16 protein-coding genes and 2 tRNA genes are annotated in these 14872 nt (G+C 48.2%); all 18 read right to left on the minus strand.

Annotated features, from left to right (window positions below; translation table 11 throughout):
- Positions 1-17 precede the first annotated feature (17 nt).
- Positions 18-94, minus strand: a tRNA-Pro gene (locus tag FME95_RS03755).
- Positions 95-139: 45 nt separating this feature from the next.
- The gene (locus FME95_RS03760; protein ID WP_147713086.1) at positions 140-505 is read right to left on the minus strand and encodes a MerR family transcriptional regulator; all 366 of its coding nucleotides are present in this window, start codon (positions 503-505) and stop codon (positions 140-142) included.
- On the minus strand, positions 483-785 hold the full coding sequence (gene ihfA / locus FME95_RS03765) for an integration host factor subunit alpha (protein WP_132701431.1): 303 nt from the start codon (positions 783-785) through the stop codon (positions 483-485). Before ihfA ends, FME95_RS03760 begins: the two co-directional genes overlap by 23 nt.
- Before the next feature lie 10 nt (positions 786-795).
- On the minus strand, positions 796-3171 hold the full coding sequence (gene pheT, locus FME95_RS03770; protein WP_147713087.1) for a phenylalanine--tRNA ligase subunit beta: 2376 nt from the start codon (positions 3169-3171) through the stop codon (positions 796-798).
- Between the two features lie 21 nt (positions 3172-3192).
- Positions 3193-4191 carry a phenylalanine--tRNA ligase subunit alpha gene (gene pheS, locus FME95_RS03775; protein WP_147713088.1) on the minus strand — a complete coding sequence of 333 codons (999 nt, stop codon included), beginning with the start codon at positions 4189-4191 and terminating at the stop codon, positions 3193-3195.
- Positions 4192-4397: 206 nt separating this feature from the next.
- Complete coding sequence (gene pyrI, locus FME95_RS03780; protein ID WP_147713089.1) at positions 4398-4865, minus strand: aspartate carbamoyltransferase regulatory subunit; 468 nt, start codon at positions 4863-4865, stop codon at positions 4398-4400.
- A complete protein-coding gene (gene pyrB, locus FME95_RS03785; RefSeq protein ID WP_147713090.1) occupies positions 4858-5796 on the minus strand; it encodes an aspartate carbamoyltransferase in 939 nt (312 codons plus the stop codon). The genes pyrI and pyrB overlap by 8 nt, the downstream gene beginning before the upstream one ends.
- Positions 5797-6008: 212 nt before the next feature.
- A tRNA-Ala gene (locus tag FME95_RS03790) sits at positions 6009-6084 on the minus strand.
- 143 nt (positions 6085-6227) lie between these two features.
- On the minus strand, positions 6228-7721 hold the full coding sequence (gene gltX / locus FME95_RS03795; protein WP_147713091.1) for a glutamate--tRNA ligase: 1494 nt from the start codon (positions 7719-7721) through the stop codon (positions 6228-6230).
- A 233-nt stretch (positions 7722-7954) separates the two neighbouring features.
- On the minus strand, positions 7955-8146 hold the full coding sequence (locus FME95_RS03800; protein WP_147713092.1) for a DUF4250 domain-containing protein: 192 nt from the start codon (positions 8144-8146) through the stop codon (positions 7955-7957).
- Positions 8147-8353, minus strand: a complete 207-nt coding sequence (locus FME95_RS03805) for a YaeP family protein (protein WP_147713093.1) — start codon at positions 8351-8353, stop codon at positions 8147-8149.
- Positions 8354-8414: 61 nt separating this feature from the next.
- Positions 8415-9932 (minus strand): amidophosphoribosyltransferase, encoded by a 1518-nt coding sequence (purF, locus tag FME95_RS03810; RefSeq protein WP_147713094.1) that lies wholly within the window; start codon positions 9930-9932, stop codon positions 8415-8417.
- 25 nt (positions 9933-9957) lie between these two features.
- Entirely contained in the window at positions 9958-10449 is a 492-nt protein-coding gene (locus FME95_RS03815) for a CvpA family protein (RefSeq protein WP_147713095.1), read from the minus strand.
- A gap of 98 nt (positions 10450-10547) precedes the next feature.
- Positions 10548-11108 (minus strand): SPOR domain-containing protein, encoded by a 561-nt coding sequence (locus FME95_RS03820; RefSeq protein WP_147713096.1) that lies wholly within the window; start codon positions 11106-11108, stop codon positions 10548-10550.
- 4 nt (positions 11109-11112) lie between these two features.
- Entirely contained in the window at positions 11113-12333 is a 1221-nt protein-coding gene (locus FME95_RS03825; RefSeq protein WP_147713097.1) for a bifunctional folylpolyglutamate synthase/dihydrofolate synthase, read from the minus strand.
- A complete protein-coding gene (gene accD, locus FME95_RS03830; RefSeq protein ID WP_147713098.1) occupies positions 12320-13180 on the minus strand; it encodes an acetyl-CoA carboxylase, carboxyltransferase subunit beta in 861 nt (286 codons plus the stop codon). The genes FME95_RS03825 and accD overlap by 14 nt, the downstream gene beginning before the upstream one ends.
- 86 nt (positions 13181-13266) lie before the next feature.
- A complete protein-coding gene (locus FME95_RS03835) occupies positions 13267-13911 on the minus strand; it encodes a phosphoribosylanthranilate isomerase (RefSeq protein WP_147714350.1) in 645 nt (214 codons plus the stop codon).
- Between the two features lie 33 nt (positions 13912-13944).
- Positions 13945-14805, minus strand: a complete 861-nt coding sequence (truA, locus tag FME95_RS03840; protein WP_147713099.1) for a tRNA pseudouridine(38-40) synthase TruA — start codon at positions 14803-14805, stop codon at positions 13945-13947.
- Positions 14806-14872 lie beyond the last annotated feature (67 nt).

Here is a 14872-nt window from a genome sequence, read left to right on the forward strand (position 1 = left end):
CTGCTTTTAGAATTGATTGGTCGGGCATAGAGGATTTGAACCTCTGACCCTCGCCACCCCATGACGATGCGCTACCAGACTGCGCTAATGCCCGACTAGGTTTGCTATTGTAAGCTAAGATATTGAAATGTAAAAGAATTTATCCTGAGACTTTTAGCAGCTGTAGTACGGTTTCTAGCTCTTCGATCATTTCGCGAATCAGCGATTGATGCTGGTGCTGTAGGTGTTCGGCGTTTTCGGGTTCTGAAAGCTTTTGCCGAGCGCCGCCAATGGTAAAGCCATCTTCATAAAGTAGATGGCGAATTTGGCGAATCAGCACGACGTCGTCACGTTGATAGTAACGGCGATTACCGCGGCGTTTTACCGGACTGAGCTGTGGAAACTCTTGTTCCCAATAGCGCAATACGTGCGGCTTAACCGCGCAGAGTTCGCTGACTTCACCAATGGTGAAATAGCGTTTGCCCGGTATAACCGGAAGTTCGTTATTCTGGCTCGGTTCCAGCATAGTTCTCAACCGTTACCTTAAGTTTTTGGCCGGGTCTAAAGGTGACGACTCGGCGGGCAGAAATGGGTATTTCTTCCCCCGTTTTCGGGTTACGGCCTGGGCGCTGACGCTTATCTCTAAGGTCGAAATTGCCAAAGCCTGAAAGCTTTACCTGTTCGTTATGTACGAGACTTTCACGAATTTCTTCAAAGAAAATCTCGACCATTTCTTTTGCTTCGCGTTTGTTAAGGCCAAGTTCCTCGTACAAACGGTCTGCCATTTCTGCTTTAGTTAGGGCCACGCTGAGCTCCTTACCCCCTCAAGCTCGCATCGAAACGGGTTTGAAGAGTGTTAATGATCGAATCCATAAACTGGTTAACTTCATCATCAGTAAGAGTGCGCGAAGGATTCTGCCACGTCAAGCCGAAGGCGAGACTTTTTCGTTTAGAATCAATACCTTTGCCACGATAGATGTCAAACAGGTTCAACGATACCAGATCATCACCGGCCATTTCTTTGACCGAGTCGACAACACCACTGACCGATACATCTTCATCGACCACCACGGCTAAGTCTCGCGAGGTAGAAGGATGCTTAGACAGCGGGCTGAATTTTGGCAATTCGGCATGCTGGATGCGGTCTAGGCGTAATTCGAACAGGTAAACGCTCTGCTTGATTCCAAAGAGTTTAGCAAAGTTTGGATGCAGCGCACCCAAATAGCCAACCAACTTGCCATCGCGCTCAATACGCGCACATTGGCCTGGGTGTAAGGCGCTGTGTTTACCCGGCAAGAAGTCGAATTCGACACCGTGAATGCAGTTAAGCAGTTGCTCTAGATCGCCTTTTACGTCGTAAAAATCGACCGATTCGCCCTGCTCGTACCAGCCTTTGGCTAAACGAGAACCGGTTACCACACCAGAAATCATAGCAACCTGCTCTAGGCCTTTTTCTTCTTGGCGGAAGCGTAAGCCGCTTTCGAACAGACGCACGTGATCTTGCTGGCGGTTAAGGTTGTGCTGCAGTGCCTTTAATAGACCTGGCCACAACGAAACACGCATGACTGACATATCAGCAGAAATCGGGTTTGCCAATTGGGCAGACGATTCGTTCGGGAACATCTGCTGCTGAATGCTCGGCTCTACAAAGCTGTAGGTTACCGCTTCTTGGTAACCGAGCGAGACCAATCGGTCAGCCAATACCGCCAACGGCGTTTGTTGCTCTGGCGTACCTTGCGGTTTTAGTTCGGCTGTTGGTGCAGTAATCGGCAAGTTGTTGTAGCCGTAAATACGCGCTAACTCTTCGACAAGGTCGGCTTGAATGGCCATATCGAAACGCCAGCTTGGCGCTTTCACTTTCCAGTAACCAGCGCTGCTTTGCAAAACAGTGAAGCCTAGGCCAACAAGAATTTGTTCAATGCGAGCATCGTCGATCTCAACACCTAACATGCTGGTGACAACGCTGCTGTTGAGTTCAATTTCGGCGCAAACCGGTACCGTTTCGGCATGTTCGGTTAAAACGGCTGGGCCTGCTTTGGCACCACAAATTTCAATTAACAGGGCACTGGCGCGTTCTACTGCCATTTCTTGCAATTGGAAGTCAACACCGCGCTCATAACGGTGGCTGGCGTCGGTGTGCAAACCTTTGGCACGGGCTTTACCGGCAATTTCGATCGGCGCAAAGAAGGCACATTCTAAAAAGACACGCTTGGTGGATTCGCTGACACCAGAATCTTTACCGCCCATAATGCCCGCTAAGGCTAATGGGCCTGAGGCGTCGGCAATTAATAGTTCTGAAGAATCTAGCTCCAGTTCTTGGCCGTCGAGCAGGGTTAGCTTTTCGCCTTTCTGCGCTTTACGCACGGTGATTTTTTCGTTCAGGCTGTCTAGGTCGAAGCCGTGCAATGGCTGACCAAGCTCCAACATCACGTAGTTGGTGATATCAACAACCGGGTCGATAGAACGCACACCGGCACGGCGTAAACGCTCAACCATCCAAATCGGCGTTGGCACAGTCACATCAACATCGTTAAACACGCGGCCAATGTAACGTGGGCAACCAACACCATCGGTAATTTCGACAGGGAAAGTATCGTTATGGCTGACTTCTACCGCTGGCGCTGCAACTTCTGTCAGCGACTCGTTATTAAGCACGCTCACTTCACGGGCAATACCACGCACACTGAAGCAGTCGGCACGGTTAGGGGTTAAATCGATATCGATGGCGATGTCGTCTAGGTCTAGGTAATCGCGCAGTGACGTGCCCACAGGTGCGTCCGCTGCTAATTCCATAATGCCGTCGTGGCTTTCGGACAAGCCCAGTTCTTTTTCGCTGCACAACATGCCGAAGCTTTCGGCGTCGCGCAATTTGGCTTTTTTGATTTTGAAGTCGCCCGGCAATACCGCACCGACTTCTGCAAAGGCGACCTTTAGGCCAGCACGTGCGTTAGGCGCACCACAAACAACCTGCTGGCTATCGGTACCGTTAGTTACCTGACAAACACGCAGTTTGTCGGCATTTGGGTGTTGTTCGCAGGCGGTAATTTCGCCAATCACAACACCAGAGAAGGCTTCGGCAACCGGCTCGAAACCATCAACTTCTAAACCGGCCATGGTGACCTGATCCATTAGTTCTTGGGCAGAAATCGCTGGGTTAACCCAAGTACGCAGCCACTTTTCGCTGATTTTCATGAACTCTTTCCTATTACTGAATCAGTTGAATTGACGTAAGAATTTAAGGTCGTTGCCGAAGAACAACCGCAGGTCGTTAACGCCGTAGCGAATCATCGCCATGCGTTCAACACCCATACCGAAGGCAAAGCCTTGGTATTTTTCTGGGTCAATGCCCGAAGCGCTGAGTACTTTTGGGTGCACCATGCCGCAACCGCCAAGCTCTAGCCATTTAGATTCTTCGCCGTTTTTAACCCAGCGTACGTCAAATTCTGCCGAAGGTTCGGTGAACGGGAAGTAAGAAGGACGGAAACGAACTTCTAGATCTTCTGTTTCAAAATAGGCCTTCAAGAAACCAACGATGGTGCCTTTTAAGTCAGAAAAGCTGACTTGCTCGTCAACCAACATGCCTTCCATTTGGTGGAACATTGGACTGTGCGTCTGGTCGGAGTCGCAACGGTAAACACGGCCAGGGCAGATCATACGGAACGGCGGCTTGGCGCGCTCCATAGTACGTACCTGAACGGTTGAAGTGTGGGTGCGCAACAATGTATTAGCGTCGAAATAGAAAGTATCGTGCATCGCTCGTGCTGGGTGATGCGACGGAATATTCAACGCTTCGAAGTTATGGTAGTCGTCTTCGATCTCTGGGCCGGTTTCGATGCTGAAACCAATGTTGGTGAAAAACGATTCCATGCGGCGCAATGTCATGGTGATCGGATGCAAACCACCAGCCTCTTGGCGACGACCCGGAGCGGTGACATCGATCTGCTCTGCAGAAAGCTTCTCTGCCAGTGCGTTTTCTTCTAATGCGGTTTTACGTGCATTAATCGCTTCGGCGACGGCTTCTTTTACTTCGTTGATACGAGCACCGGCTGCTGGGCGTTCTTCTGCCGAAAGCTGACCTAAAGATTTAAGCTGAGCGGTAATTTCGCCCTTTTTGCCTAAAAATTGAACTCGAATTTCATCTAAGACTTGCGCATTGCTGGCATCTTTTACAGCTGCAAGTGCGTCTTCGTGCAGCTTGTTCAAGGTATCCATGAACCGTTTATACTCCCGTAAATCGGTAGACCAAAAAGGCCTTCACTATAAGGTAGGAAATGAAATAAGCAACTGATCTAACTAGGTTTTATCAGAAATTCACACCCAGTTTTCATTATTCTGGTCTATTTACTAGCAGTGCAGCTTTTAAATAGCCTGCCAGCCAAATAGATCGCTCTTAAATAGACAGCTAGTTAAATAGACAGTTACTTAAATAAACTGTCGGAAAAAGTACGTTCGCAAAAATGGCACTGCAAGCGCACCTTATGGGTGTTCGCTTCGGCATTGTGAGTCTGCGATACCGAAAAACGGCTCGCCACTGGCTCGGTATGCGAAATACAATTGCTGTTTGGGCAAGCAAACAGGCCAACAAACTGGTCTGGCAATTCTATTTTAAACTTCTTCACCACGGCGTAGTTGTCGATCACGTTGACGGTCGCCGTTGGGGCATAAAGCGCCATTTCACCAGCGTCATGCTGCGAGAACAACCAACCTTCAACCTTGATAATGTCTTTTTTGCCATTGCCTTTAGAAGGCAGGTTTAAGCCGACGGTAATTTGCGCTTGCGGGTCTCGCTTTTGGATCAGCGATAAAATATTTAAGCCTTGCCCGGTTGGAACGTGATCGATCACGGTGCCTTTAAGAATGGCTTCAACGGCCATGGTTTCACGCATTGTCGAGCTCCTTAATGTGTTCGTTCATCACCAATGCCAACAGCGCTTGGCGGGCATAAACACCGTTTTCGGCTTGCTGGAAATAATAGGCATGCTCGGAGGAGTCAACATCGGGGTGGATTTCATCAACGCGCGGCAATGGGTGCAGTACGCGCATATTGGGCTTAGCACCTTTGAGCATGGCTTTGGTGAGAATGTACTTGGAGGCAATGTGCATGTATTCGGTTGGGTCAAAGCGTTCTTTTTGCACACGCGTCATATAAAGAATATCAACCTGCTCAACGCCCTCTTCCAAACTGCTTAAGTATTGATAAGAGATACCTTTTTCAGCCAGATCCTGCTCTAAGTAGCTTGGCATTTTTAACGCTTCCGGCGCGATAAAATAAAAGGTTGGGTTAAATAACGACAAGGCTTGCGCCAATGAATGCACGGTGCGGCCATATTTAAGGTCGCCCACAAAGGCGACTTTTAAGTCGGTCAAGCGGCCTTGGCATTCGGCAATAGAAAACAGATCCAGCAATGTTTGGCTCGGGTGCTGGTTTGCGCCGTCACCGCCATTAATCACCGGCACCGTTGCGACTTCGGCTGCTAAGCGCGCTGCGCCCTCTTTTGGGTGCCGCATAATGATGGCATCGGCATAAGAGGAGATCATGTTAATGCTGTCGGTGAGTGTTTCACCCTTTTGGGTTGAAGTATTAGCACTGTCAGAAAAGCCGATCAAACTGCCTTGCAAACGCTGCACTGCGGTTTCGAATGATAAACGGGTTCGGGTTGAGGCTTCAAAAAAACAACTGGCAATGACTTTATTGCTTAAATAGGGAGAAACGGGTTGGGCTTTAATAATAGAGGCTAGCTGGATAATCAATTCCAACTCGGTTTGGTTGAGGTCACGAATGGAAACGATATCTTTTTGATAGAGCGGATTCGGCATTGGAGCACCTTCTTCGGAGTTGGCGCAGTATACCATCGGATTTTTACGAATAAATATCTTTCACTCAGGGATGCCGTGTTAAGCCAAGGTTTTAGCTGTAAACAGATTTTAGAACCGCCAAAAACAAAAAAGCCCGCATAATGCGAGCTTTTGTTTATTTTTAACAAGCAAGGACTTATTAAAAATAAAGAGCTTACTAAAAATAAAAAATTTGGTGGAGCTATGCGGGATCGAACCGCAGACCTCCTGCATGCCATGCAGGCGCTCTCCCAGCTGAGCTATAGCCCCTTAACAGGTGGCAGGCATATTAATCAGCCTGCTCTGTTGTGTCAATAACTTTGGCAATATTTCTTTATAAAATTCAAAGGCTTAGCTTAAGTGGTTTGAACTGATTTTTAGTCTGATCGAAACCACTCTCAGCCTGATCTAAATTAAGCCTCAGCGCCCAGCTGACGGAATTCTTTTTCCAGCGATTTCAGTTTCTTCTTACCGATACCGCCTAACACTGTGAGCGCATGACGCAAGCGACCGCGCGTCATATCTGGGCCTAAAATCGCCATCGCATCCATCACCGAAACCGAGGCTGTGCTGCCAGTAATGGCGATAAAGATCGGCGTATTCAGGTCGCGCAATTTAATACCTGTGCCATCAGCAACGGCTTTGATATCGGCAAAGATGTTGTCTTTAGACCAATGACGCTGCGCTTCTAAACGCCACAAGACAAATTGCAGCGCTTTTTTAAGCTCGTCTTCTTCTAACTTAACCGGCGCAAAGCTCTCTTCGTTAATCTCTGGATTACCTTGGAAGAAGAAGCCTAACAAGCCTGCAATATCACCCAAAGTTTCGGCACGCGTTTGCGCCAATGGCATCAATTGAGTGACAAATTCAGCATTAAATTTCCAGTCGAGCAAACGCTGTAACAGCTGTTCTGGCGTATGCATTTCACGTAGGTATTTACCGTTTAGCCAGTTCAGCTTTTCAAGGTCGAACACTGGGCCACCGAGTGAAATACGATTCACGTCAAATGCTTTGGCCATATCGGCAACCGAGAACACTTCTTCGCCTTCTGGCATGGTCCAACCCATCATGCCTAAAAAGTTAACCAAGGCTTCTGGCAATATGCCCAGCTCACGATAATAGGTAATGGAGGTTGGGTTTTTACGCTTGCTGAGTTTCGATTTATCGGCATTACGCAACAGCGGTAAATGCACATAAACCGGTGGCGTCCAGCCAAAGTATTGGTACAGGGCAATCTGTTTTGGTGTCGATGAAATCCACTCTTCACCACGTAAAATATGGCTAATTTCCATTAGGTGATCGTCCACCACACTGGCAAGGTGGTAAGTCGGCAAGCCGTCGGACTTCATCAGTACTTGCATGTCGATCTGTTTCCAGTCGATCTCTACATCGCCACGCAATACATCTTTAATGACGCAAGTGCCCTCGGTCGGCACTTTCATACGCACAACATGCTCTTCGCCTGCATCCAGCTTTTGCTGAATATCTGCTTCGCTCAATGATAAGCAATGACCGTCGTAGCCGATGTCTTCACCATTGGCGCGCTGCTGTTCACGCACTTCATCCAAGCGTTCGTTGCTACAAAAACAACGGAAGGCATGGCCGTCATCGATCAGTTGGTTGACGTATTTTTGATAGATATCTTTTCGGTCTGACTGGCGGTAAGGACCATGTGGACCACCGACATCTGGGCCTTCTGCCCAGTTTAAGCCCAGCCAGTTAAGGCTATCTAAAATGGCTTGCTCAGATTCTGCAGTTGAACGAGCCTGATCGGTATCTTCGATACGTAAAATAAACTCGCCGCCTTGGCTTTCGGCAAACACCTTGTTGAACAAGGCGATATAGGCTGTGCCGACGTGTGGATCACCTGTTGGTGAAGGAGCAATACGCGTACGAATTTTAGTCATTAAAAGAATTCTCTTGGTGGTGTCACGAAAAGGTGGCCGGATTATAGCGATGCCGAGCTTGAAAAACTATCTATCACGGGCTATCTATCAGGAGCTATCTATCACGGGCTATCAATCAGGAGCCATATACCAGAAACGATTTACATAAAGCAGCCACAATGGCGATTGATAAAACCGATTCGCCTGCTGGCGCGAACAGAAGGCGCAGCCTGCTAGGTATAAAAAGGAGCTAATTAGCGGAACTGGCCTATTTCGGCCATAAACTCAAAGCCTGCGCTGGCGAGTTTGGCTTCTAGTTTTTGCTGGTCGATATCAAAGCTTTTAGCTAGCTCATCGAGCTTGCCGTCAAAGTCGTTTCTCAGCTTAAGGTTAACAATGCTCAGCAGCATGGCTGGATCCATGGTTTCAAAATTATCTAGGTTCAACTAGCTGTCCTCTAAATCTGAAATCAATAAATTCGCGGCGGCAAAGGCGGCAGACTCACGCGTCTGTTTTGGTAACGCTTCATCTGCGGCTATGTCATTCAGCGCTGTTAACGCACACTGGATGGCTTTCGGCACATAGGCCTGATCGCCACTGCCAATTTGCGCATAGTGCATCCTAACTAACTCGCAACAGTCGTAGACCTTCATCGTCGCCCCCCTGCTTTCCGCTTTTTGTTTTAGCTTTTTTGCGCCGTACTGAGCTTATTCACTAAGCTTCTTCGTTATGGATTTCCACTAACGAAGAGTCTCGCGCTTCAGTCTGGTTCTTTTTATCGTCGCTACGGCTATTTTCCAGCTCGTCTAAATAGAGTTGGTCGATATCGCCGGTAATGTAGCAGCCATTAAATACTGAGCAATCAAACTCATGCACGTCCGACTTTTTGGTTTGCGTCGCTTCGATTAAATCGTCCAGCGCTTGATACACCAACCAGTCTGCACCGATCGATTTGCAAATCTCTTCATTGGTACGGCCATGAGCAATAAGCTCTTTTGCCGCTGGCATATCAATGCCGTAAACGTTAGGGAATTTCACTTCTGGTGCGGCTGAGGCAAAGTAAACTTTTTTGGCTCCGGCATCGCGTGCCATTTCGATAATTTCGTTACAGGTGGTGCCACGCACAATGGAGTCGTCGACCAATAAAACCGTTTTGCCTTTGAATTCTAAATCGATGGCATTGAGCTTTTGACGTACCGATTTTTTACGCTGTTTTTGGCCTGGCATAATAAAGGTTCGGCCAATGTAACGGTTCTTAATAAAGCCTTCGCGGTAGGTGACGTTTAATTTATTCGCCAACTGCAATGCCGATGTTCGGCTGGTATCAGGGATTGGAATGACTACGTCGATATCGTGATCCGGTCGCTCTGCCAAAATACGCTTAGCCAGAGCATCGCCCATACGCAAACGGGCTTTGTAAACAGAAATGCCATCGATGATGGAATCAGGACGGGCAAAATAAACAAATTCGAAAATACAGGGCGACTTTTTCACCTCTGTGGCGCATTGCTGCACATGAAGCTCGCCTTCGGCATCGATATAAATAGCTTCGCCTGGTGCGACATCGTCAACCAATTCAAAGCCGATGCTGTCTAATGCAACACTTTCGGAGGCAACCATGTATTCGGTTTTACCGTTTTCGGCAACGCGCTTACCGTACACCAACGGACGAATACCATTAGGGTCACGAAACGCCAGCATGCCCAAACCGCTGATCATGGCAACAACACCATAAGCACCTTTACAGCGGCGATGAACGCCCTGCACTGCGGCAAACATATCTTCTGGTAATGGTTTTAATTTGTTTTGAATTTGCAGCTCGTGTGCAAACACGTTGAGCAGCACTTCAGAGTCCGAAGTGGTGTTAATGTGGCGTAAATCAGCTTGGAATACCGCCTTGCTGAGTTCGTCAGAATTAGTCAGGTTACCGTTATGCGCCAGCACAATGCCGTACGGTGAGTTAACATAAAAAGGCTGACTTTGCGCGGTACTGCTGGAACCTGCCGTTGGGTAACGGACATGACCCACACCGGCATTACCGATCAGCGATTGCATGTGGCGACTCTGGAACACATCGTTCACCAAACCATTGCTTTTACGCAGATAAAATTTGCCATCCGCTTCGGTAACAATACCGGCAGCGTCTTGGCCGCGATGCTGCAACACGGTTAATGCATCGTACAAGAGCTGATTAACTGGAGACTGCCCGACAATACCCACTACACCACACATACTTTACTCTCCACTAACCGACAGATTATTCACCACCAACCGAAAGGATGGCATCGGATGCTCTATATAAATGTTCTCCGACCCAGCGAATGACTGGCTCGAAATATGGAATTAATACGGAATCTTGCCAAAATTGCTCAATAGCAAACAGCCGACCGACAGCCAGTACCGCAACCACCAGCACAATACCTCTGAGCAAACCAAACACGGTGCCTAACACACGATCGGTTCCTGAAAGTCCGGTAATACGAATAAACTCTGACAACAGATGGTTAACTAATGCACCGACAACCAAGGCGGCAATAAATAAAATAATAAAAGACAGGGTATAGCGATTGGTTTCGCTAGAAAGCAAACCAGAAAACAGAGACGCTAGGTTATCGCTATACAGGCGCGCAATGATCAGTGCGGCAAGCCAAGTGGCTAAAGACATCGCTTCTCGTGCGAAACCCCGTTTAATACTGATCAGTGACGATACAACAAGAATGGCAACAATAGCCCAATCGATAGAGGTCATTTTAAGCCCTGAAAAAGTAACGCGCGCATTTTAACAGGATTCAACCGTTTGTGAACGCTAGAATCGGCTGTTCTTTACTTAGCTGAAAAAGCACACCGCTAATCCTGCCGGTAGCGAACCACCAAACCCTGCTGTTTGAATTGAGTTTTAATTTGCTCTTTCAACTGTTCAGCCGCCGCTTTGCTATCGACTGGGCCAACAAATACCTGGGTAAAAAGACTCTCATCGGAAAGCAGCTTTTCACGGAAATAGGCATTTAAGCCAGCCTGCTGCAAAGTCTGTTGCAATGCCGAGGCTTTGCTTCGATCTCTAAAACTGGCGACTTGCACGCTCCACAACCCATCAACGGTAGTCGAGCTGTCATTAGCGGTATTCAATTGAGCCTGTGCCGAGCCGCTCTGCACGACCGACTGAGCGGTCGAAACCACCGCACTGACAGAGGCTTCAGGCTGAGCTACTGGTTCAGACTGCTGCTCAGCTTGGTTTTGCTCCTGAGTTGCTAGCAGCGAAGAGACCGGTAATTCAATAGCGGTATCTTTCGGCTGCGACGCCCCTTCCGGTACACGCCCTTCAGCATCAAAAATCATTGGCGCTAAAATCAGCACAGACAGCAACAGAATCGCTAAACCGACTAGACGCTGTGATAATTTTGCATCCATAGCATCAACCCTCCAACAACGTCAGCGCTTGGGCGACGGTATAAAAAGAGCCACCGATAAAGATCGGTTCATCCGGATATTGCTGATGAATAGCCGCCAACGCTTCAGCTAAAGAATGGTGCACTTGGCTTTTCTGCTCAAGGCTTTGCGCCAGCTGCTCGGCACTAAAGCCGCGCGGCACATCCAAACCGATACAGTGATAACTGCCAGCAATCGGCGCTAAGGCATTAGCAAAGCCTCGGCTGTCTTTGTCTTTCAGCATGCCCAATACAATATGATAACGCTGCGCAGCTAATGCCGTGGCAATATAGCCAGCGGCATGCGGATTATGACCAACATCCATAATCAACGCATGATCATGGTATAACGCCTGCTGCAAACGGCCTGCAACCTGCACTTGAGCAATAATGTCCTGTGCTTGTTCTGCATTCAAAGCAAACGGGCTTAAGGCAAAGGCTTGCAGCGCACTGGCAGCATTGGCTGCTGGAATATTCAGCGCTGAACGCGAACATATTCCATCCTGCCAATAGAGGCTGTCGGTCTTTATTCCATGCTGCTGATTAAATGGATACAGATGAGCGCCAACCTTGCGAGCGGTTTGCTGTACGCTGTCTGGCATATTTTCTGAACCCAGCACCAAAGGCTTATCGGCGCGACAAATACTCGCCTTCTCGATGCCAATTTGGTTGATATCCGATCCTAAAAACGCCTCGTGATCTAAGCCGATGGTGGTCACAACACTGATATCTGGCTCGATAATATTGACCGCATCCAATCGGCCACCCAAGCCAATCTCTAATACCCAAACAGATAACTCTAGCTGCTGGAATAAATAGAACGCCGCGAGCGTGGTGAATTCAAAATACGACAGTGACATTTGAGTCGCTTGACGAGCTTGCTCAACAGCGGCAAAGGCTTCAACCAACTGTTCATCTGTTGCAGGCACATTGTTGATGCGGATGCGCTCATTAAAACGCAATAGATGTGGTGAACTGTACTGGCCAACTGTTTGGCCCGCACCAAGAGCCAACGCATTAAGCGCAGCAACGGTGGTGCCTTTACCGTTAGTACCGGCAACAGTAAACACAAAGGCATTGGTTGGTTCGGGTAAAAGCTGAGCTAAGACCGTTTTTAGTCGGTCTAAGCCCATATCAATTTCTGTAGGGTGAATGGCTTCGATATAACCGAGCCATTCATTTAGGGTTGCGTTGTTAGGCGGGCACATTAACAAATTTTTTCAACACGCGAGAAAGCGTTGTTCTCAGTTCACTTCGGCTGACAATCATATCGATAGCACCCTTTTCTAACAAGAACTCACTGCGTTGAAAGCCTTCTGGAAGTTTTTCGCGAACGGTTTGCTCAATAACACGCGGACCGGCAAAGCCGATCAAGGCATTAGGTTCGGCAACATTAATGTCACCTAACAGCGCCAACGATGCCGAAACACCACCAAAGCATGGATCAATCATTACCGAAACGTAAGGCGTACCCTGCTGTTTGAGTCGCTCTAAGATAGCGCTGGTTTTCGCCATCTGCATAAGCGAGAACAAGGCTTCCTGCATACGAGCACCACCGGAAGTTGCAAAGCAGATAAACGGAATGTTTTTCTCTTGCGCAACACTGGCGGCCTGTACAAATTTTTCACCAACAACCGAGCCCATAGAACCGCCCATAAAGGCAAAGTCGAACGCGGCAACAACAACCGGCAAGCCTTCAACGGTGCCTTGCATGGCAACTAAGGCATCGTTTTCGCCGGTCTGTTTTTGCGCAGCAGTTAAGCGGTCTTTATAGCGTTTGCTGTCTTTAAAGCGCAGTTTATCTTCAGGTTTTACATCCGCGGCAATTTCGACTCGGCCGTCGGTGTCTAAAAACATATCCAAACGGCGACGAGCACCAATACGCATGTGGTGATCACATTTTGGACAAACATCGAGATTCTTTTCTAATTCTGGTCGGTACAGAACCGCTGAACACTTTGGACACTTTTTCCACAAGCCTTCAGGAACATTAGAACGACGCTCCGAATCAGAACGAATAATCGAAGGTACGATTTTCTCCAGCCAGCTGCTCATAGAGCCCCCATTAATGAGTTAATATAATTGATGTCGCTATTATTACTTATTTCATGCCATCGTTTATCAAGCATGATAAGAGACACTTATGAAGAATTTTCAATGAATAGCGCATCTGCCTGCCGAACAGCTTCGGCAAAAGCAAAAATTTTATCGATATCTTTGATGCCTGGCGCCTGCTCAATACCACCAGCAACGTCGACTGCATAAGGCCTCAGAGCCTGTATCGCAGTGCCAACATTGTCAGCATTAAGGCCTCCGGCTAAAAATAATTTATGCCGAATCGACTCTGGTGTCATAGACCAATCAAACTGCTGGCCGGTTCCACCAGGAACACCCTTTACATAAGCATCTAACATAATAGCATCCGCTTGGTGATGCTCGGCTATTTTTTCGGCTACTTCGGCGGCGGATTTGACTCGCAGCGCCTTGATATAACGACGGCCAAACTGCTGACAAAACTCTGCTGACTCATCACCATGAAACTGCAAAATATCCGCACCAGTCGCAGCAACCACGTCATTCACAAAGTTGACCTCTGGATTAACGAACAGCGCTACCTTATCGACAGCAAGACTGACATGCTGCGCTAGCTTCTCGGCTTGCGAAACCTCAATATAACGGCCGCTAGGCGGATAAAAAATCATACCGATGGCGTCGGCACCCGCTTGGCAGGCAGCTTCGACATCTTCTGATCGAGTCATGCCGCACATCTTTATTCGGGTTCTCATTGCTGTCACGAATTAGTTGCCTTCTTGCTTTGTTTACACGGGACGAAAACTGGGCGCTAAGTTTGCTATGAGTGGTTCAATAAAACTAGGGCCTGCGTCTAACTTTGGTAGATCATTACGTTCATAGTCGGCCCGCACAAAATATAGGCCATCACCATGAGCCGTGACACCACCTTTTTTTCGATCCTGATAAGCCAGTACCTGCTGCGCCCATTCGATAGGTTTTCGGCCTCGACCAATGGGCAGCAGGACACCAACTAGGTTACGCACCATATGATGCAAAAAGCCATCGGCTCTCACCTGTAAAATAACAAACTCACCAACGCGCTCAATCGATAGCTCTTTTAATGTTCGTACCGGTGAGTGGGCTTGGCATTCGGCAGCACGAAAGGAACTAAAGTCGTGCTGGCCAAGCAATAAGTTCGCAGCCTGTTGCATTTTTTCGGCATCCAGCGGGTAGCGTTCCCACGTCGTTAGCTCATTCAACAATGCCGACTTCACCCAGTTGTTATAAATCACAAAACGGTAACAGCGCTCTTTGGCAGAAAAGCGCGCATGAAATTCAGTATCGACCTGTTTCACCCAGCGCACACTAATATCATCCGGCAACCGACCATTAATGCCCATTTGCCAACCATATTCGCTGCGTTCACTTTGAGTATCGAAATGCACTATTTGGTTGGTGGCGTGCACGCCAGCATCGGTACGGCCAGCAACAATGCTGGCAACTGGTTCATTAGCAACCGATGAAATTGCCGATTCCAACGCTTGCTGGACAGTGGGCACACCGCTGCGTTGCACTTGCCAACCACGATAACGAGTGCCGCGATATTCAATCGCCATGGCTATACGAAAACGATCGGTTGGTCGTTCAAATTCAAATACTTCACACATACCAATAAGATTCTTTCTGTGAGGAAATAAAAAAGCCGCTCGGCGCGACTTTTAAAAATAACTTGCA

It is taken from the genome of Reinekea thalattae (assembly GCF_008041945.1).
GTDB lineage: Bacteria > Pseudomonadota > Gammaproteobacteria > Pseudomonadales > Natronospirillaceae > Reinekea > Reinekea thalattae.

Coding starts and splice junctions, on each gene's coding strand:
- FME95_RS03805 (WP_147713093.1), bottom strand. CDS start 8,353: ATGAAGGTCTACGACTGTTGCGAGTTAGTTAGGATGCACTATGCGCAA.
- accD (WP_147713098.1), bottom strand. CDS start 13,180: ATGAGCAGCTGGCTGGAGAAAATCGTACCTTCGATTATTCGTTCTGAT.
- FME95_RS03835 (WP_147714350.1), bottom strand. CDS start 13,911: ATGAGAACCCGAATAAAGATGTGCGGCATGACTCGATCAGAAGATGTC.
- FME95_RS03815 (WP_147713095.1), bottom strand. CDS start 10,449: ATGACCTCTATCGATTGGGCTATTGTTGCCATTCTTGTTGTATCGTCA.
- pheS (WP_147713088.1), bottom strand. CDS start 4,191: ATGGATACCTTGAACAAGCTGCACGAAGACGCACTTGCAGCTGTAAAA.
- FME95_RS03825 (WP_147713097.1), bottom strand. CDS start 12,333: ATGTGCCCGCCTAACAACGCAACCCTAAATGAATGGCTCGGTTATATC.
- pheT (WP_147713087.1), bottom strand. CDS start 3,171: ATGAAAATCAGCGAAAAGTGGCTGCGTACTTGGGTTAACCCAGCGATT.
- purF (WP_147713094.1), bottom strand. CDS start 9,932: ATGTGTGGTGTAGTGGGTATTGTCGGGCAGTCTCCAGTTAATCAGCTC.
- truA (WP_147713099.1), bottom strand. CDS start 14,805: ATGTGTGAAGTATTTGAATTTGAACGACCAACCGATCGTTTTCGTATA.
- gltX (WP_147713091.1), bottom strand. CDS start 7,721: ATGACTAAAATTCGTACGCGTATTGCTCCTTCACCAACAGGTGATCCA.
- pyrB (WP_147713090.1), bottom strand. CDS start 5,796: ATGCCGAATCCGCTCTATCAAAAAGATATCGTTTCCATTCGTGACCTC.
- FME95_RS03820 (WP_147713096.1), bottom strand. CDS start 11,108: ATGGATGCAAAATTATCACAGCGTCTAGTCGGTTTAGCGATTCTGTTG.
- FME95_RS03760 (WP_147713086.1), bottom strand. CDS start 505: ATGCTGGAACCGAGCCAGAATAACGAACTTCCGGTTATACCGGGCAAA.
- pyrI (WP_147713089.1), bottom strand. CDS start 4,865: ATGCGTGAAACCATGGCCGTTGAAGCCATTCTTAAAGGCACCGTGATC.